The organism is Rhodopseudomonas sp. P1, from assembly GCF_039642825.1.
GTDB lineage: Bacteria > Pseudomonadota > Alphaproteobacteria > Rhizobiales > Xanthobacteraceae > Rhodopseudomonas > Rhodopseudomonas palustris_H.
The window spans coordinates 3,845,531-3,863,807 of the sequence record NZ_CP088006.1 but is presented as its reverse complement, the minus strand read 5'-3'; the positions used below and the strand labels follow the sequence as shown (position 1 = coordinate 3,863,807).

The following is an 18,277-nucleotide window of genomic DNA, read 5'->3' as shown; positions in this document are numbered from 1 at the left end:
CACGCGATTGCGCTCTCTTTCGCGCACGCCAGGAGATGATTCGACCATGCCCGCTGCGATCGCCTTTAGTTCCCGGATCAGGCCCTTGCGGATCAGGCCGCTGTTCGCCGCGCTGTGCCTCGGCGCGGCGGTGATCGCCGGCCCGGCGCCGGCCTCCGCCCGCGGCCCCGAAGGGATCGCCGATGTCGCCGAGAAGGTGATCGATGCGGTGGTCAACATCTCCACCACCCAGACGGTCGACGCCAAGGGCTCGGGCGAGAGCAAGGGCGGCGCCGCGCCGCAATTGCCGCCGGGCTCGCCGTTCGAGGAGTTCTTCGAGGACTTCTTCAAGAACCGCCGCGGCGAAAAGGGCGGCGGCCCGCGCAAGACCAATTCGCTCGGCTCTGGCTTCATCATCGATCCGGCCGGCGTCGTCGTGACCAACAATCACGTCATTGCCGATTCCGACGAGATCAACGTGATCCTCAACGACGGCACCAAGATCAAGGCGGAGCTGGTCGGCGTCGACAAGAAGACCGACCTTGCGGTGCTGAAGTTCAAGCCGCCGGTGGGCAAGACGCTGACCGCGGTGAAGTTCGGCGACAGCGACAAGCTGCGGCTGGGCGAATGGGTGATCGCGATCGGCAACCCGTTCTCGCTCGGCGGCACCGTGACGGCCGGCATCGTCTCGGCGCGCAACCGCGACATCAACTCCGGCCCGTATGACAGCTACATCCAGACCGACGCCGCGATCAATCGTGGCAACTCCGGCGGCCCGCTGTTCAACCTCGCCGGCGAAGTGATCGGCGTGAACACCCTGATCATCTCGCCGTCGGGCGGCTCGATCGGCATCGGCTTTGCCGTGCCGTCGAAGACTGTGGTGCCGGTGGTCGATCAGCTCCGTCAGTTCGGCGAACTGCGCCGCGGCTGGCTCGGCGTCCGCATTCAGCAGGTCACCGATGAGATCGCCGAGAGCCTGAGCATCAAGCCGGCGCGCGGGGCGCTTGTCGCCGGCGTCGACGATAAGGGCCCGGCCAAGCCGGCCGGCATCGAGCCGGGCGACGTGGTGGTGAAGTTCGACGGCAAGGACATCAAGGAGCCGAAGGACCTGTCGCGCATCGTCGCCGACACCGCGGTCGGCAAGACCGTCGATGTCGTCCTGATCCGCAAGGGCAAGGAAGAGACCAAGCAGGTCACGCTCGGCCGGCTCGACGACGATGCCAAGCCGCAGCCGGCTTCGGCAAAGTCGCAGCCCGAACCGGAAAAGCCGGTGACCCAGAAGGTGCTGGGCCTCGATCTCGCCGCGCTGTCGAAGGATCTGCGGGGTCGCTACAAGATCAAGGACAGCGTCAAGGGCGTGCTGGTGACCGGCGTCGACGATGGCTCTGATGCTGCCGAGAAGCGGCTGTCGGCCGGTGACGTCATCGTCGAGGTGGCCCAGGAGTCGGTCGGCAGTGCCGCCGACATCAAGAAGCGGATCGACCAGCTCAAGAAGGACGGCAAGAAGTCCGTGCTGCTGCTGGTCGCCAACGGCTCCGGCGAGCTGCGCTTCGTCGCGCTCAGCCTGCAATAGGGCACTATGGCCGAACCGGCCCGGACCGCGCCTGCCGTCGACTTCGTCGGCGGCGCGGTCGGCTATCGGTTTCGCACCCACGCCGGGCGCAGCCACGCGCTGCTCAAGGCCACCGGCGTGTCGCCGACCCGTCCGCTGCATGTGATCGACGCCACCGCCGGCCTCGGCCGCGACGCTTTCTTGCTCGCCTCGATGGGCGCGACGGTGACGCTGATCGAGCGGGTGCCGGAGGTGCACGCGCTGCTGGCCGAAGCGCTCGAAGCCGCACGCAACGAGAGCGACGAACTCGCAGCGATCATCGGCCGGATGACGCTGCTGCATGGCGATGCCCGCGTGCTGCTGCCGACGCTGCAGGCCGATGTCATCACTATCGATCCGATGCATCCGCCGCGAACCAAGACCGCGCTGGTGAAGCAGGAGATGCGGCTGCTGCGCGATCTGGTCGGGGCCGATCCGGACGTCGGCGAGCTGTTGGCTGCAGCGCTGTCGGCCGACTGCGGCCGCGTCGTGCTGAAATGGCCGCTGCGGGCCGCTGCGCCGCCGGCCGCGCGCAAACCCTCGCATCAGATCGCCGGCAAGACCGTCCGCTACGACGTCTACGTGCGGCCGCGCGCTCCCTGACCGGCGAGTGCCGCAGGCTTTTCGAGCCTGCGAAATTCGCATGCAGATGCGTACGGGATCGCACGCCTCAGCGCGGGCGAAGGATGTATGTTTTTCATCAACCGGTGAGCCGTGCGCTCACCCATAACAGGCGCCTGCAACACGCAGCGCGAACGCGGCCACCACCGCCGCGAGGGAGCGAAGACCGGACAGCATCGCGACAAGACGATGCGGCCGGACCAAGGAGGAAGACCCCGCATGCAATTGTTTCGGCACACACCGATCGCCGCCGCGGCTGCGCTGCTCGCAGTGCTGAGCGCCGGCCCCGCGTTCGCCGGCGGCAGCTACGATCCCGGCGCCAGCGACAGCCTGATCAAGCTCGGCCAGACCATGCCGTATTCGGGACCGGCGTCGGCCTATTCGACGATCGGGCGGGCCGAGGCCGCTTACTTCAAGATGCTGAACGACAAGGGCGGCATTAACGGCCGCAAGGTCGAGCTGCTGAGCCTCGACGATGCCTATTCGCCGTCGAAGACGGTCGAGCAGGTCCGCCGCCTGGTGGAAAGTGACGAAGTGCTGGCGATGTTCTCGATCCTCGGCACCGGGCCGAACATCGCGGTGCAGAAGTATCTCAACATCAAGAAGGTCCCGCAGCTGCTGCCGTTCAGCGGCGCGAGCCGCTGGAACGACGCCGCGCATTTCCCGTGGAGCACAGGCTCGCAGCCGACCTACAAGACCGAGGGCAGGATCTACGCGAAGTGGATTCTCGCCAACAAGCCGAACGCCAAGATCGCGGTGATCACGCCGGCCGAAGAAGCCGGACGCGATTATCTCGCCGGCTTCAAGGAAGGGCTCGGTGAGCACGTGAACCAGATCGTGTCTGAGGCGGTGTACGAAACCACCGACCCGACCGTCGACTCCCAGATCGTCAAGTTCAAGGCCGCCGGGGCCGACGTGCTGTTCAACGAATGCACGCCGAAATTCGCCGCGCAGGTGATCAAGAAAGCCGCCGAGCTCGGCTGGAAGCCGCAGATCATTCTGCCGGCAGTGTCGAATTCGGTCGGCTCGGTGCTGAAGCCGGCGGGGCTGGAGAACGCGGTCGGCATCGTCACCGGCGCTTACCTGAAGGATCCGGGCGATCCGCGCTGGGCCAACGATCCCGGCATGCAGCAATGGCGCAGCTGGATGCAGGCTTACAATCCCGGCGGCGATCCGGCCGACATCTTCAACGTCTCCGGCTACACCTTTGCGCAAATGATGGAACTGGTGCTGCGCCGCGCCGGCGACGATCTCACCCGGGCTAACCTGATGAAGCAGGTGGAGGCGCTGAACGGCGTCGAGATGCCAATGCTGCTGCCCGGCATCAAGCTGCAGATGTCGCCCGATCAGCGTACGCCGATCCGGCAACTGCAGATGGCGCGCTTCAACGGCACCTCGTGGGAGCTGTTCGGCGACGTGCTGAGCGAGTAGTTGCGCGAGGCGCAGGATGGGAGAGGGCGCCTGCCGCTTCCGTCCTGCTGAATGGCGTCGCGCCGTCGACGTCGAGTTTTTTCCTTCAACCACATCGTTGAGTCCATGACCGCACCGACCGGGCCGCTCGCCGGCATCCGCATTCTCGATCTCACCAGCGTGCTGTTCGGCCCCTATGCGGCGCAGATTCTCGGCGACTGGGGCGCCGACGTCATCAAGATCGAAACCCTCGACGGCGACATGTGGCGCTACACCGGGCTGTTTCGAAACCGCGGCATGAGCGGCCAGTTCATGGCGGTGAACCGCAACAAGCGCAGCCTTGCGCTGGACCTGAAGCATCCCGACGGCAAGGCGGTGCTGCAGCGGCTGATCCCGACCGCCGACGTGCTGCTCACCAACGTCCGCCCCGCTGCGATGGCGCGGCTCGGCTTCGGCTATGACGCCTGTGCGGCGCTCAATCCGCGGCTGATCTATGCGGCGGCGACCGGCTTCGGCCAGGATGGCCCATGGGCGGCGCGGCCGGCGTTCGACGAGATCATCCAAGCGGCTTCCGGCCTCGCCTCATCGATCGGCTCGGACGACGAGCCGCAATTCGTGCCGAGCCTGGTCGGCGACAAGATCTGCGGCCAGGCGCTGGCCGGCGCGGTGTCGGCGGCGCTGTTCAGCCGCGAGCGCACCGGCAAGGGCCAGCTCGTCGAGGTGCCGATGCTGGAGACGATCGCCGGCTTCAACAGCATCGAGATGCTCGGCGGCTACGCGTTCGATCCGCCGATCGGTCCGTCTGGCTATAAGCGGATGAAGGAGCGCAAGCCGGTGCGTACCAAGGATGGCTGGATGACGATGCTGCCGTATTCCGGCGACAATTGGTGCGCGTTCTTCGAGGCGGTCGGCCGCTCCGAACTGATCGACGAACTCCAGGTGCGCGATCCGGTGGCGCGGGCGGAGAACATCGACCGGATCTATGCGGCGATGGCCGAGATCGCGCCGGCCCGCACCACCGCGGAATGGGAGGAATTGCTGCTGCGCCTCGACGTGCCGCACACGGCGTTTGCCAAGATCAGCGAGATCGGCGAGCAGGAACACCTCAAAGCCGTCGGACTGTTCGCCGCGATCGATCACCCCAGCGAAGGCAAGCTCCGCCAGGCCCGCCCGGCGACGCGCTTCTCCGAAGCACCGCCCAACCTGCACCGCCCATCTCCGCACCTCGGCGAACATTCCCGCGAGGTGCTGCTGGAGGCCGGCTACCACGCCGACGAGATCGACGCGCTGGTCCAGGCGAAGGCGGTGGGCGAGAGGTGAGGCGCGCAGCTCAGGGGGTAGACGCGCAGCCGACTGACTGCCAACACTTTTCAACTTCGCGGTGGTCTACCTTGGCAAAGGGCCTACCATCCTCTGGAACCGCACAAGTGGGCCGGGTGTCGAAAGGCGGACCACTGGCGCGCTTCAGGATACGTAGCCCGCCGTCACACTCAATTCGGTTCGCTCGACCGTTGACTGCGCCACGGCTCCCGTTTGAATTTGAGTTGGTCACCACAAAGGCGATCCCTGAGTAACCCGTCAGCCGCCTTCCAAAGGGGCTCCAGGCCATTCCAGGAGAGCCTCGGCGAGTGCGCTCCTGACCGTGAGCGTGGCCAGTCTTAGTTTCTTTGCCGCAGACGCTTCGCTGCGATTGCAGTTTAACCGCACGGACGGCGTTCAAGGTGAGCTTGCATGGTTCCCTTGCCGCTTGGATGTTTCTGAGAACTCTAGGCAGCTTCGCGTAGTAGCTCGTCTGACTCTGCTTCAAAGATCCAATTGTCGTTGTAATGGACCGGTTCAGACGAAATTCCAAACTTCGCCGCGATCGCGTCCCTCAACGCAACCAATCTCGACGGACACCTCGAACTAAGTTCGTGGTACACTGCCTTTGCATGATCTATGCTCCCGGCGCCGGCAAGCGCGTGCAATCGAAGCACGTTTGAGATGCCGCCGCCTGTCGTTTCTAGAATTTTGAAGGCCTTCTCAAACTCGCCTTTTCGCATTTGAGCGATGCTGAGTGCGCGTGCAAAATAGCGGCGTTCCCTGATGAAGGTGGATTGGTTAGAGCCATGCTCCAAATGCTTGATCGCCTGGTCGTAAAAACCTTTGCGAAGCAGAATCATCCCCCGAATGTGCCAAGCTATCCAATCGTCCCGAGTGGCGGGTAATCCTACCGGCAAGAGGGCATCTGCAGCCGCGTAGTCGCCCAGAGCGGCTAAGATTGCTGCTTTGCCGTTTCGCGCTGATCGATAATTCGGCGAAATTTTGATTATTTGATTATAGGCATCGATCGCGTCTTCATCCATCTTTAGTCGCTTGAGCAAATCAGCCCGTCCCACTTTCGCAATTAGATCGTAAGGAAATTTTCGAACGTTCGCCTCATATAAAGCTAGCGAAACTGCAAGTTCATCGTTCACCTTCCGAATATTTGCGCGCCCATTCGCAATCCTCGACTCATTGGGAAAGAGTTCAGCAGCCTCTTCATAAGCCGCAACCGCTTCGCTTAATCGCCGCATATCTCTAAGAACTTCAGCGAAACCACTGAAAGCCACAGAGATAGTGGGGTTGCTGGCTTTCACTTGCGCGTAAACTTGGAGAGCCCCAAGGTAATCACCGCTGGCTCTCAAAATATCTGCTTTCAGACAACGCGATACGGGGTCGGTTGGAAAAAGTTCTATGCTTTGATCTGCAAAATCGATGGCTTCATCAAGACGACCCGTCTCCTTAAGAACAGTCGTCTTACCATTGCGTGCATAGAGGTTGTCTTCGCATCGGGGGTCGCCGTAAGCCTCTAGCGCATCTTTGGAGCGCCCAAGATCAAAAAGAACTGCAGCGCGGCCACAGAGAAGAGGAACATGGTTCGGGTATTCCTGGATTGCGGCGTCATACTCTGCCAATGCGTCCTCGAATTTCCACATTTCCCGAAGTGTTTCTGCGCTCCCAAACCATGCGAAATAATTACGTTCAGAGTTCCGGTAGGTGTCTCGAACAGCTCGAAATGCACTCAGCGCTTCATCCAGCCGTCCTTGGTAGCGTAAAATTCGCGCTCGAGCCGTTGCGGCGAACTCGGCATCACCCTTTGCTTCGCATAGATCAATCTCAACTATCGCTTCATCTATTCTGGAAAATTCTAGAAGGGCATCTGCTGCTTGACCGTGAGCCCAAGGGTCGTCTGGGTAGACGTCCGTTGCACGAAGAGCCCACTCAAGCTGAACAGAGTTGAGGCCGAAATATTTCGCTTCTTGGGCTAGCTTGCACAAGGACTTGGCGGCATAGGCGTGATTCCCTTGCTTCAGTTGTGAGCTGACAAGTTCGTCCGCATATCTGCGAGCCAATCGGACGCTCCCAAGACGGAGCTTTTCAATAATGGCGTTCTGTTGTTGGAGGACATTGCTGAAGGACTGGAATGGACTAAGCTGGTTCCTTGCGGCCGGTTCGTGCCGTGTTTTAGCGTCTTCGTCGTTATCTTTGATTAAATGTAGTTTGACGCTCTCTAGCTTGAAATCATGAGTCCATTTTGACACCACTGAGCGTGCGTTCGGGAGGGAAGCTAAAATCCTATAACATTCGAGTATTGCGACGTTATGGTTAGTGCCAGTCAAGTCAGTTGAAGATAGGATGCGAAACGCCCCTCGCAGAATCGCTTGCTCTTCAAAGATGTCTTTTTCGATTTTATCGAATAGCGATGCATCGAGAGCATCCCAAGCCTCACGCCGCTCCCTAATGGCGGCTTGTTGAGTCAGCGCATCCCGAAGCATTTTCGCTGTGAGGGGCCAACTTGGGCAGCTAAGAATGTGTTCTAGCTCAACATCTGCTGGAAAGGGCCGTGAGTAGAGTTGGTTCTCTATGAACTGAACGACTTGATCATTCGTAATGAGCTCTTCTAAGCAATCCAGGGCGTCGCGCTGTAGGTCCTCGGCTTCTTCCGGGTCGATTGCGATCAATGTCAAGCGTAGTGCGCGATCTTTGCGCCAGGACAGCTCGAATTGTCTTTGTGCTTCTGCTTCGGTCACGCCTCGAAGAAAGACAGCGTCATTGGATCCGCGGTAGAGATAGCACAGACCTTCGCGTGCTATGGTGAATTCATCAATGTTTGATCTGTGTACTCGAACCTCCGCGCCTTCCAGAAAAGCGAGGGTAGCGGATTGTCCGGAGTAGATCGCGTCCATTAGACTTCCTCCACGATTGCGCCGATCTTCTGGAGTGTTGCGACAACGCTTCGCCAGATGATTAGATCGCGAGGATCTTTCGGTCGCGGCCCAACTACCCTCTCTATGGAGGTTCGGTGAATCGGCCCGAACGTATGGCATTCGATGAAATCTGCATTGGCGCGCGACGTTCCCTGATTGAGCAAGATTGAAGCATATTCGTTGTTCTCCGTGGAGGCAGCTATCTTGCCCGATAACTTCGCGATGGCGAGGTCTTGGCGCGCATCCCAGGTAGCGCGGAATCCTTTCGGCGGAGACTTGCCCGCCGCAACGCGGTGCCTTTCGCAGAAGATGAAAGGGTTCTCTTCAAACACAGATGTTCTCAGTGCGATGTGCTTCTCCCGCAAGACCACTGAGTATTCACCCCACCAAAGAACACCGAAACCATCTAGAGAAAGGGCGGTGTAGTTTATCTTTCCAAAATAAACGGGATTGATTGTACTTTCCGCTGCCTCGCGCCCCTTATCCCATTCGTTCTCTTCGGGGATGCGGGCGCCGGAACGAACTTGGCTATGATAGCTGATGTAAAGCACATTGTCGCTCTTCACGAATGCTTCTAAATCACCAAGTGGGCGAGCTAGGACAGCGTTGGAGGAGGATACGGCCGTGCCGAAAGCCTGCAATGCAGCTGTGCTTCCCCTTGCGGTTGCGGCAATTTGGGCGTTTCGTACACGCTGAGCTAGCGCAGATCGCTCTTTGTCGTCGGCTGCCGCACGGACGTTCGGAAAGCCAACGTCTGCGTTGCAAACATGGCATCGTTCGGCAAAGGTGCGTACTTCACAGCCGCAGTTGTTACAGAGCATGCAGCGCTGCCTTCCCGTTCCGGCCAATATTTGCCGCATCTAGGTTGCATGGCGAACTTTGCACCACCGGTGTTGCTTTGTCTTTGATCTTTTCTGGTCAGGCCAGGCAGGCTTCACCTATCCCGGGTGGGGGGCTGTGGCGGGGACCGATTGATCGCCATCTTTGGCTGCGAGGCGTCACCCAAAGCATCATGCAGAATAAGCAATAATTGCACTCTCCAGGCCATGGCGGCCGGTTTATGTGCTTCAGCGTGCCTATTTGGATTGCGATATGAGGTCATTATTGCACCGATTGACGGTGCTGAGCCACCCTGCAGGGGAGCTTGGTATTAGTCTGACGACGTTGTGCCGTGCGTTCGACTTCGGCCGCCGGCGCGCACCGGCCGCGTCGAACTCGGGTCCGGCGGCTGGAAGCCGCGCCCGCGCCGTCGCGAGCCGTCCGTCGGCAGTCGCGCTGCGGGGCGGGGTATCTTTACGCGTGGGAGGGGCGCCATTTTGTCGTCCGCGATATCGGCCGGGTACTGGCTGTCGCAGCCGAGACACGTGTCAGCATCTACGCCGTGCTGCCTGCTTTTGTGCGACCGATTGTCTCGATTTCGGAGGTGTCGAAGAGGGCAATATCATCTGTCTCGGCCAGATGTCGTTCATGTCGCCAACTGCATGTGTTGATCCGGCGCCGGATATGGCCTCCACTGAGCGCTTTGACGCTGGTGGATCGAATTCCTGCATCACTCCCTTCACGCGGCCCCTTAGGACTGGCGGACGTGGCAATGCTGTAGCCTGCCGTCCAGGCAAGTGGAATTGGAAAGGTCCAGCGCAGAAAACGTATATAAACCACGGCAAGCAAAGTTAGCGGTGGACGCCCATCTGGTCGCCCCCGTGGACCACGTTCGTGGAGCATCCCGTCGCATAGGTCAGATAGGGCTTGAAAAGGCTATTCGGAACTGGCTGGGGAACCTGGATTCGAACCAAGACAAACAGAGTCAGAGTCTGTTGTGCTACCATTACACCATTCCCCACCGAGAATGCGCTGACGGATCAGGCATTTAGGAGTGATGCACGGGGCTCACTCGACACGGTGCCGGGCGCGGCGGGAGTGGCTCGCGACGCGCCTCGGGTGTGCGGGTCTTCTAGCTGCGTCGGCTCCGCCCTGCAAGAGGGTTGCTTGCGACAGATGGGAGATTGGAGTGGAGACTGAGGTAGCCGACAGGGCGGGGCGGTGAGCACGCGCTCGCTGCGGTTGAAACGACGTATATCCTGCCTATGATATACATTCTTGCCGGGGCATGGAGGGTGCGATGCTGGTTTCGAAATGGGGCAACAGTCTCGCGGTCAGGCTGCCCAAGGCGTTGGTCGACAAGCTCGATCTGAAAGAGGGCGACGAGTTGAACGTCGTCGACATCGTCGAACGAACGCTGGTGGTGGAGAAGGAAGACCGGCGCAGGGCGGCGGTGGAGCGCCTTTCCAAGCTGCGATGGACCCTTCCTGCTGACTACAAGTTCGATCGCGACGAGGCGAACGAGCGGTATCGCGACGAGGCGAATGATCAGTGAAGGCGTTCTTCGACACGAACATTCTCGTCTACACCACGACCTCGGACCCGCGTCAGCAAACGGCCGCTGCTTGCCTGAGCAGCGGTGGAGTTGCCAGCGTTCAGGTGCTCAACGAATTCGTCCACGTAGCGCGCCGAAAGCTGCGGCACGACTGGCCGCAGATCGAAGTCGCGCTCGAGCAGTTTCACGCCGCGCTCGATGACGTACTTCCGATCACTCTAACCACGCATGCCGCAGCCGTTGTCCTTGCACGCGGTCACCGGGTGTCGTTCTACGACGCGCTGATCGTCGCGGCCGCTCAGGAGGCCGGGTGTGATGTGCTTTACAGCGAAGACCTGCAGCACGGCCGCACCTTCGGCGCGCTGCGCGTCGAGAATCCGTTTCTGGAAGGCTCGCAATGAAGCCGCTGGAGCGAGGATAGCCTCGCTCACCTGTGCCAGCTTCACTCCGCCGCGCGTTGGACGCGGTCGTCTTCGTCCTCGTCGACCGGGATGTGGGTGCGGCCCCAGTTGGTGAGGGCGTTGGAGAGGCGGTCGAGATAGAGGTACACCACCGGGGTGGTGAACAGCGTCAGCGCCTGGCTGACCAGCAGGCCGCCGACCATCGCGTAGCCGAGCGGCTGGCGGATTTCCGAGCCGGTACCGGTGCCGAGCATCAGCGGCACGCCGCCGAGCATCGCCGCCATCGTGGTCATCATGATCGGGCGAAAGCGCAGCAGCGCGGCCTTGCGGATCGCCTGCTCGGGATCGAGATGCTCGTCGCGCTCGGCCGTGATGGCGAAGTCGACCATCATGATGCCGTTCTTCTTCACGATGCCGATCAACAGGATGATGCCGATCAGCGCGATCAGGCTGAAGTCGAAACCGAACAGCATCAGCATCGCCAGCGCGCCGACGCCGGCGGAGGGCAGGGTCGACAGAATCGTCAGCGGGTGGATGTAGCTCTCGTACAGGATGCCGAGGATCAGATAGACCACCACCAGCGCCGCGACGATCAACAGCGGCACGGTCGATAGCGACTGCTGGAACGCCTGCGCGGTGCCCTGGAAGCTGCCGCTCAGCGTCGGCGGCGTGCCCATCTCGGCCATTGCGGCCTGCACCGCTTCGGTGGCCTGACCGAGCGCGACGCCCTGCGCCAGGTTAAAGCTGATCGTGGTGGCTGGGAACTGGCCCTGGTGGCTGATCGACAGCGGCCGCACCGGCACCGTGGTCCACTTCGCGAACGCCGACAGCGGCACCTGATCGCCGGTGGTCGGCGACTTGACGTAGATCTGGTTCAGCGTGTCGAGCCGGCCCTGCAGCTCCGGCAGCACCTCCAGGATGATCCGGTAGGTGTTCACCTGGGTGAAGTACTGCGTCACCTGGCGCTGGCCGAACGCGTCGTACAGCGTGTCGTCGATCAGTTGCGGCTTGATGCCGAACCGCGAGGCGGTGTCGCGGTCGATCGTCAGCGTCAGCGTCGTGCCTTCGGTCTGCTGGTCGGTGGCGACGTCGCGCAGTTGCGGCAGCGACTGCATCTTCGCCAGCACCTTCGGCGCCCACTCGTTGAGCTCGGTGAGGTTGGCGTCCTGCAGGGTGTATTCGAACTGGGTGCGGGTCGGCCGGCCGCCGAGCCGGACGTCCTGCGCCGCCTGCATAAACAGCCGTGCGCCTTCGACCTTCTCCAGCTTCGGCCGCAGCCGCGCGATGATCTCCTGGGCGCTGGCCGAGCGCTCGTCCCGCGGCTTCAGCGTGATGAACATCCGCCCGGTGTTGAGCGCGGTGCCGCTGCCGCCGATGAACATCGCGACGCTGTCGACGTCGGGATCGGCCATCACGATTTCGCCGAGCTGTTCCTGGCGCTGCTTCATCCCGGTGAACGAGATGTCCTGCGCGGCCTCGGACGCCGCGGTGATCATGCCGACGTCCTGCTGCGGGAAGAAGCCCTTCGGGATCGCAACGAACAGGTACACCGACAGTCCCACCGTCGCGAAGAACACCATCAGCGTGGTGAAGCGCCAGCGCAGCACCAGATCTAGGCCGCGCTCATAGGCGCGCAGCATCGCCTCGAACGCGCCTTCGATCCATTGATAGATCCGGCCGTGGCGCACTTCGGTGGCCGGCCGCATGAAGCGCGACGCCATCATTGGCGTCAGCGTCAGCGACACCAGCATCGACACCGCGATGGTCATCGCCAGCGTCACGGCGAATTCGCGGAACAGCCGGCCGATGATGCCGCCCATGAACAATAGCGGGATCAGCACCGCGACCAGCGAGATCGAGATCGACACGATGGTGAAGCCGATTTCGCGCGCGCCCTTCAGCGCCGCGGTGAACGGCTTCTCGCCTTCTTCGATATGGCGGGCGATGTTCTCCAGCATCACGATGGCGTCGTCGACCACGAAGCCGACCGAGATTGTCAGCGCCATCAGCGACAGGTTGTCGAGCGTGTAGCCGGCCGCCCACATCAGCGCGCAGGCGCCGAGCAGCGCCAGTGGCACCGTGACGCTGGGAATGATGGTGGCCCAGAAGCTGCGCAGGAACAGGAAGATCACCATCACCACCAGCGCGATGGTCAGCAGCAGGGTGAACTGCACGTCCTCGACCGCGGCGCGGATGGTGGTGGTGCGGTCGCTGATCACCTCGACTTTGATGGCCGGCGGAATGCCGGCGACCAACCGCGGCAGCTCCGCCTTGATGTGATCGACGGTATCGATGACGTTGGCGCCGGGCTGCTTGAACACCACCAGGAATACGCCGCGCTTGCCGTTGGCCCAGGCCGCGGTCTTGGCGTCCTCCGGCCCGGTCACCGCGTGGCCGACGTCGCGAATCCGCAGCGGGCCGCCGTTGCGATAGGCGAGGATGACGTCGTTCCAGTCCTTGGACTCGGTGAGCTGGTCGTTGGCGTAGATGGTGTAGCTGCGGTTCGGCGCGTCGAGCGTGCCCTTCGGGCTGTCGACGGTGGTGATCGCGATCTGGGCGCGCACGTCCTCGAGCGACAGGCCCTTGGTCATCAGCTTGGCCGGATCGACCTGGATCCGGATCGCCGGCTTCTGCTGGCCGCCGATGAACACCTGGGCGACGCCGGTGATCTGGCTGATCTGCTGGGCGATCTTGGCGTCGGCGTTGTCGCTGACGGTGGTGAGCGGCAGGGTATCAGAAGTTGCCGACAGGATCAGGATCGGCGCGTCGGCCGGGTTGACCTTGCGGTAGGTCGGCGGGTTGGGCAGGTTCTTCGGCAGTTGGCCGCCGGCGGCGTTGATCGCGGCCTGGACGTCGTTGGCGGCGGCGTCGATGTTGCGGTTGAGGTCGAACTGGATGGTGACCGCGGTCGAGCCCAGCGAGCTCGTCGAGGTCATCTGCGACACGCCGGGGATCTGCGCGAGCTGGCGCTCCAGCGGCGTCGCCACCGACGAGGCCATGGTTTCCGGGCTGGCGCCGGGCAGGCTGGCGGAAATCTGGATGGTGGGGAAGTCGACCTGCGGCAGCGGCGCCACCGGCAGCGCAGGATAGGCGATCAGGCCGAGGAACAGGATCCCCGCCATCAATAGCGAGGTCGCGATCGGGTAGCGGATGAACGGCGCCGAGATGCTCCGGTCCATGGCTATTTCCCGGCCGGCTTGGGCTGCACCGGCGCCGCCGGTTCGTTGTCGGCGACCTTGAACGCCAGCGGCGTGCCCGGCTTGACCTTGTACTGGCCGCCGACCACCACCCGGTCGCCGGGCTCGAGACCGCGCTCGATCACGGTGTTCTGGTCGTTGGCGGGGCCGACCACCAGCTTGCGCAGCTCGGCCTTGTTGTCGGCGTCGACCGCGTAGGCATACAGCCCGTCGGTGCCGTGCTGGACCGCATCGTTCGGAACCACCACGACGTCCTTCAAGGTCTTCACCAGCAGCCGGGTCTGCACCGACAGGCCGGGCCACAGCGCGTGGTTCTTGTTGGCGAACACCGCCTTGAGCCGCACCGTGCCGCTGTTGCTGTCGACCTGGTTGTTGACCACCGCGAGCGTGCCGTCCTCTGCGAACGTGGTCTTGGCGTCGGTGGAGAGCGCGATCACCTGGAGCGGGCGTGCGGCGAGGGCGCGGTTGATGTCGAACACGCGCTCTTCCGGCGCGGTGAAGATCACCGCGATCGGCTCGATCTGCGCGATGGTGACGATGCCGGTCTGGCTCGAGGCGTTGACGATATTGCCTTTGTCGACCTGGCGCAGGCCGGTGACGCCGGAAATCGGCGCCTTGATGGTCGCGTAATCGAGCTGGGTCTGGGCGTTGGCGATCGCGGCCTCGTCGGCCTCGATCTGCGCGGTGAGCTGCTGGACGTTGGAGCGCTGGGTGTCGGTCTGCTGCTTGGTGGCAAACTCGCCGAGCCGCACCGAGCGGCTGAGGTCGAGCTTGGCGTTGGCGAGATTGGCCTCGTCCTGCGCCTTCTTGGCCTTGGCCTGGTCCAGCGTGGCCTGGAACGGCCGCGGGTCGATCTGCGCCAGCAGGTCGCCGGCCTGGACGATCTGGCCCTCGGTGAAGGCGATGTTGTCGAGTTGCCCGTCGACCCGGCTGCGGACCAGGACGGTATTGAAGCCCTGCACGGTGCCGAGCCCGCTCAGATACACCGGAAAGTCGGCCTTCTGCGCGGTCGCCACCGTCACGGGAACCGCTGCGGTGCGGCCGGCGCCGGCCTTTGGCGTGGAGGTACCCGATTGTGCCTGCGGGTTGCCGCCCGGCGCCGCGGAGCGGCCGCTCTGGACGTGTTGCCAGCCCCAATAAGAACCGCCCGCTGCAAGCAGCAGGCACACGACAACGAAGGCCCTGCGATAGGCGCCGGGTTTGTTCATGCCCGATCCGATGTTCGGCCGGCGGTGACGGCTTCTGGCGACCGGTTCAGCCCGCACGGCGGTGATTGCCTGGATTGAGGGGTAACTATAGCGGCAATTGCCGCCAGCACATCACAAACCGCATGACATTGCTAAACTTTCATGGAGCGGCAGGGTTCATCAAGCGGGCGCGGAAGTGGGTTGCGGCAGCGCCATCGATCGCTCGCCGGTCGTGGTGACGGGCAGGGCATGAGCTCCAGTTAAGAACTCTTCCAATTGTCAGTTGCGTGCAGCTCGGCCATACCACGGCGCTCGATGCGGCAGGGGGAATGTGCTGCCGCGCGACCGGAGTACAGAATGGAAGAGCTCAACGGCCGGATGATCGCCTGCCAGATCCTGATCACCGGGCTGATTGCGCGCGTCGCCAATGAGCAGCGCGACCCGCTGCAATTCCTCAGCGAGTTTCGCGACGAGATCCGCGCGGTGGTCCGCGGCATCCGCATCGACGGGATGGTGGATACCGAGCGGGTGCGACTCACGGCGCAGCAGACAGTCGACGAGATGTTCTCGTTGATGAAGCCGCCGAGCCCCGCGGAGTAAGTCAGCCCTCAGGTCTGTATGCGCCTCTCTGCGCGTCCGCACGCGCAGCGTGATGTCCACAGCGCTGTTCCCTTGCATCGGGATCTGCTCATGAAGTGAGCAACAATCGATCACTTCGAGGTGCTGAAGTACCGAGATGTGTCGCGTTTCCGGATGTTTACGGAGGCTGTTTCTTAGAATGATTTTGATCTTGAACTATTCCATCTTGTCGATCGTGACGCTTCGTTGACCCTCGATACCCCGCTCGATACCACCTTTGTTGCACTTGATTGGCGGCAGCACATCTGGGGGCGTGGGATGAACGGGGCAAAGGCACCGAGGTCGTTGCGAGCGGAAGCAGCGCTTCGGACGGTCAGCGAATTCGACGGCCATCATGGCCGCAAGGTGTCGGCGGTGGCCGGCATGATCGCGGTGGCGTCGATCGGCGGCGCCGAAGCGCAGCAGTCGAGTCTTCCGGCAGTGACCGTCGATGCCCCGGTGGCACGGCCGAAACCGGCTGCGGCGCGCGCAACGCCCGATCAGGTACGTGCCCGCACCGCGCTGCGCCGGGCGGCGCGCCGCACGCAGCCGACCCAGGTGCAGCCGGTACCGTTTCCCAATGCCGGCACGCTGTCGGCGGATCGCAACCCCTATGCGGATGCGGCCGCGCCCTACAAGGTCGACCGGCTGTCCGGCACCAAGTTCACCGAGCCGGTGCTCAACACCCCCCGCACCGTGACGGTGCTGACCAAGGAACTGCTCGAAGACAAGAACGCGACCTCGCTGCGCGAAGTGGCGCGTTCCACCGCCGGCGTCACGCTCGGCACCGGGGAGGGCGGCAACGCGTTCGGTGACCGCTTCTTCATCCGCGGCTTCGATGCCCGCAACGACGTGTTCATCGACGGTATCCGCGATCCGGCGATCTCGATCCGCGAGAATTTCTTCACCGAGCAGGTCGAGATCCTGCGTGGCCCGGCCTCGACCATGGCGGGCCGCGGCACCGCGGGTGGTGCCATCAACATCGTCACCAAGCAGGCGACCACCGAAGGCAATTTCACCAAGGCCGAAACCACGTTCGGCTCCGACGCCACCAAGCGCGTCACGGTGGACGTCAACCAGGTGCTGAGCCCGACATTGGCGGTTCGTGTCGACGGTCTGTACCAGGATGCCAAGGTTGCCGGTCGCAACTACGTCACCGACGACCGCTGGGGCACGCTGGCCGCGGTGAAGTGGACGCCGACCGACGCCATCAAGGTCACCGCCAACTACGTCCACACCGATCTCGACGGCCTGCCGGATTTCGGCGTGCCGTACAACACCGCGCTGCGCCGGCCGTCGACCGACGTCAACGTGCCGCGCGAAACCTATTACGGCTTCGTCAATCGCGACTTCCAGAAGGCCAAGCAGGATTTCGGCACGGTCACCGGCGAGTTCGCGATCACGCCGGACCTGACCCTGACCAACCGCTCGCGCGCCGCGCATTCGGTGCTCGACTATATCGGCACGCTGCCCAGCAATCCGACCGCCACCACGGTCTCGCTGGCGTCGCAGAGCCGCTATCAGACCACCGACGTGCTCGCCAATCAGACCGACCTGACCTACAAGTTCGACGTCGGCGGGGTGAAGCACACTATGGTCGGCGGTGCCGAAATCTCGCGTGAAAGCGTGATGCGCGACACTTACGCGGGCCTCACCTCGGAGCTCGCCGGCTTCCAGAGCGGCGGCCGCATCACCGTGCCGCTGCTGGCGCCGCCGAACCTGTTCGAGTTCGCCACCCAGCCGCAGCGCGCCTACAACCCGACCTTCATCAACGTCGATACCAAGTCGGCCTATGTGATCGAGACCGCCAACTGGAACGACGTCGTCATCCTCAACGGCGGCCTGCGCTACGACGATTACAACATCACCGGACACACCGCGGCGACCTCCACCGCGGTGCAGTCGGGAATGTGGAACTACAATCTCGGTGCGGTGGTGAAGCCGCTGCCTTACGCCAGCCTGTACGCGGCCTACGCGACATCGACCAACCCGGTCGGTGCCGAACTCGACGCCTCGGGCACCGCTTACGGCGGCCTCGTCGTCAACAACGCCACCTTCCAGGCGCTGCCGCCAGAAATGAACAAGGCGGCGGAAGTCGGCACCAAATGGGAGCTGTTCGATCGCCGGCTGCTATTGACCGCGTCGCTGTTCGAAACCCAGAAGTCGAACGCCCGCGAAACCGTCGGCAACAACATCCTGTCGACCGGCGTCTATCGGGTCCGCGGTATCGACCTCGAAGCCTCCGGCAAGATCACCGACCGCTGGAGCGTGTTCGGCGGCCTGGTGCTGATGGAAACCAAGGTGCTGCAGTCGATCGATCCGAATTCGGTCGGCGCGCAGCTCGCCAACATCGCGCACCAGTCGTTCAACCTGCTCACCAAGTACAAGTTCGACGACCATTGGGAAGTCGGCGGGCAGGCGGTGTACGCCTCCAAGATCTACGGCGGCACCTTTGCGGCGATCAACGGCAACGTGCTGCCCGAGCACTGGCGGTTCGACAGTTTTGTCGAATTCAAAGTCGACAAACACATGACCGCCAAGTTGTCGGTCAACAACATCTTCAACACCACCTATTACGACGCGTTCTATCGTTCGAACTCGCCGTTCGTATTCATCGCGCCGGGTCGTTCGGTCTGGCTGACGCTACGCGGCGCGCTGTAAGCGCGTCGC

At 62.7% G+C, this 18,277-nt stretch carries 12 protein-coding genes and 1 tRNA gene; 8 read left to right on the top strand and 5 right to left on the bottom strand.

All coding sequences use genetic code 11. The annotated features are described in order from the left end of the window. Positions 1-46 precede the first annotated feature (46 nt). The 4 genes from LRC39_RS17885 (at position 47) to LRC39_RS17870 (ending at position 4,921) form a co-directional block, all read left to right on the top strand. On the top strand, positions 47-1,552 hold the full coding sequence (locus LRC39_RS17885; protein WP_346295147.1) for a Do family serine endopeptidase: 1,506 nt from the start codon (positions 47-49) through the stop codon (positions 1,550-1,552). Between the two features lie 6 nt (positions 1,553-1,558). After that, the gene (locus LRC39_RS17880; protein ID WP_107356309.1) at positions 1,559-2,173 is read left to right on the top strand and encodes a class I SAM-dependent methyltransferase; all 615 of its coding nucleotides are present in this window, start codon (positions 1,559-1,561) and stop codon (positions 2,171-2,173) included. Between the two features lie 237 nt (positions 2,174-2,410). After that, positions 2,411-3,622, top strand: coding sequence for an ABC transporter substrate-binding protein (locus LRC39_RS17875; protein WP_346295146.1), 1,212 nt, complete (start codon positions 2,411-2,413; stop codon positions 3,620-3,622). A gap of 105 nt (positions 3,623-3,727) precedes the next feature. After that, on the top strand, positions 3,728-4,921 hold the full coding sequence (locus LRC39_RS17870) for a CaiB/BaiF CoA transferase family protein (RefSeq protein WP_346295145.1): 1,194 nt from the start codon (positions 3,728-3,730) through the stop codon (positions 4,919-4,921). A gap of 446 nt (positions 4,922-5,367) precedes the next feature. On the opposite strand, the gene LRC39_RS17865 is transcribed toward LRC39_RS17870, so the two are convergent. The 3 genes from LRC39_RS17865 to LRC39_RS17855 form a co-directional block, all read right to left on the bottom strand. Next, positions 5,368-7,809: a tetratricopeptide repeat protein gene (locus LRC39_RS17865; protein WP_346295144.1), complete on the bottom strand. Its 2,442-nt coding sequence runs from the start codon at positions 7,807-7,809 to the stop codon at positions 5,368-5,370. Next, positions 7,809-8,651, bottom strand: coding sequence for a hypothetical protein (locus LRC39_RS17860; protein ID WP_346295143.1), 843 nt, complete (start codon positions 8,649-8,651; stop codon positions 7,809-7,811). Before LRC39_RS17860 ends, LRC39_RS17865 begins: the two co-directional genes overlap by 1 nt. A 945-nt stretch (positions 8,652-9,596) precedes the next feature. Then, positions 9,597-9,670: transfer RNA gene (locus LRC39_RS17855), tRNA-Gln, on the bottom strand. Positions 9,671-9,949: 279 nt separating this feature from the next. On the opposite strand from LRC39_RS17855, the gene LRC39_RS17850 reads away from it, so the two are divergent. Both LRC39_RS17850 and LRC39_RS17845 read left to right on the top strand, forming a co-directional pair. Then, entirely contained in the window at positions 9,950-10,204 is a 255-nt protein-coding gene (locus LRC39_RS17850) for an AbrB/MazE/SpoVT family DNA-binding domain-containing protein (RefSeq protein WP_012496900.1), read from the top strand. Beyond that, complete coding sequence (locus LRC39_RS17845; RefSeq protein ID WP_346295142.1) at positions 10,201-10,605, top strand: PIN domain-containing protein; 405 nt, start codon at positions 10,201-10,203, stop codon at positions 10,603-10,605. The genes LRC39_RS17850 and LRC39_RS17845 overlap by 4 nt, the downstream gene beginning before the upstream one ends. 41 nt (positions 10,606-10,646) lie before the next feature. On the opposite strand, the gene LRC39_RS17840 is transcribed toward LRC39_RS17845, so the two are convergent. Both LRC39_RS17840 and LRC39_RS17835 read right to left on the bottom strand, forming a co-directional pair. After that, a complete protein-coding gene (locus LRC39_RS17840; protein ID WP_264074013.1) occupies positions 10,647-13,784 on the bottom strand; it encodes a multidrug efflux RND transporter permease subunit in 3,138 nt (1,045 codons plus the stop codon). A gap of 2 nt (positions 13,785-13,786) precedes the next feature. Continuing rightward, complete coding sequence (locus LRC39_RS17835; RefSeq protein ID WP_346295141.1) at positions 13,787-15,010, bottom strand: efflux RND transporter periplasmic adaptor subunit; 1,224 nt, start codon at positions 15,008-15,010, stop codon at positions 13,787-13,789. A gap of 336 nt (positions 15,011-15,346) precedes the next feature. Here LRC39_RS17835 and LRC39_RS17830 point away from each other — a divergent pair, with 336 nt between their 5' ends. Then, positions 15,347-15,589 carry a hypothetical protein gene (locus LRC39_RS17830; RefSeq protein ID WP_011159021.1) on the top strand — a complete coding sequence of 81 codons (243 nt, stop codon included), beginning with the start codon at positions 15,347-15,349 and terminating at the stop codon, positions 15,587-15,589. Between the two features lie 297 nt (positions 15,590-15,886). Beyond that, the gene (locus tag LRC39_RS17825) at positions 15,887-18,268 is read left to right on the top strand and encodes a TonB-dependent receptor (protein ID WP_346295140.1); all 2,382 of its coding nucleotides are present in this window, start codon (positions 15,887-15,889) and stop codon (positions 18,266-18,268) included. Positions 18,269-18,277: the final 9 nt, after the last annotated feature.

Excerpts from the sequence above, each read along its gene's own strand:
- LRC39_RS17885 (WP_346295147.1), top strand. The coding sequence starts at position 47 with ATGCCCGCTGCGATCGCCTTTAGTTCCCGGATCAGGCCCTTGCGGATC.
- LRC39_RS17880 (WP_107356309.1), top strand. The coding sequence starts at position 1,559 with ATGGCCGAACCGGCCCGGACCGCGCCTGCCGTCGACTTCGTCGGCGGC.
- LRC39_RS17875 (WP_346295146.1), top strand. The coding sequence starts at position 2,411 with ATGCAATTGTTTCGGCACACACCGATCGCCGCCGCGGCTGCGCTGCTC.
- LRC39_RS17870 (WP_346295145.1), top strand. The coding sequence starts at position 3,728 with ATGACCGCACCGACCGGGCCGCTCGCCGGCATCCGCATTCTCGATCTC.
- LRC39_RS17865 (WP_346295144.1), bottom strand. The coding sequence starts at position 7,809 with ATGGACGCGATCTACTCCGGACAATCCGCTACCCTCGCTTTTCTGGAA.
- LRC39_RS17860 (WP_346295143.1), bottom strand. The coding sequence starts at position 8,651 with ATGCTCTGTAACAACTGCGGCTGTGAAGTACGCACCTTTGCCGAACGA.
- LRC39_RS17850 (WP_012496900.1), top strand. The coding sequence starts at position 9,950 with ATGCTGGTTTCGAAATGGGGCAACAGTCTCGCGGTCAGGCTGCCCAAG.
- LRC39_RS17840 (WP_264074013.1), bottom strand. The coding sequence starts at position 13,784 with ATGGACCGGAGCATCTCGGCGCCGTTCATCCGCTACCCGATCGCGACC.
- LRC39_RS17835 (WP_346295141.1), bottom strand. The coding sequence starts at position 15,010 with ATGAACAAACCCGGCGCCTATCGCAGGGCCTTCGTTGTCGTGTGCCTG.
- LRC39_RS17830 (WP_011159021.1), top strand. The coding sequence starts at position 15,347 with ATGGAAGAGCTCAACGGCCGGATGATCGCCTGCCAGATCCTGATCACC.
- LRC39_RS17825 (WP_346295140.1), top strand. The coding sequence starts at position 15,887 with ATGAACGGGGCAAAGGCACCGAGGTCGTTGCGAGCGGAAGCAGCGCTT.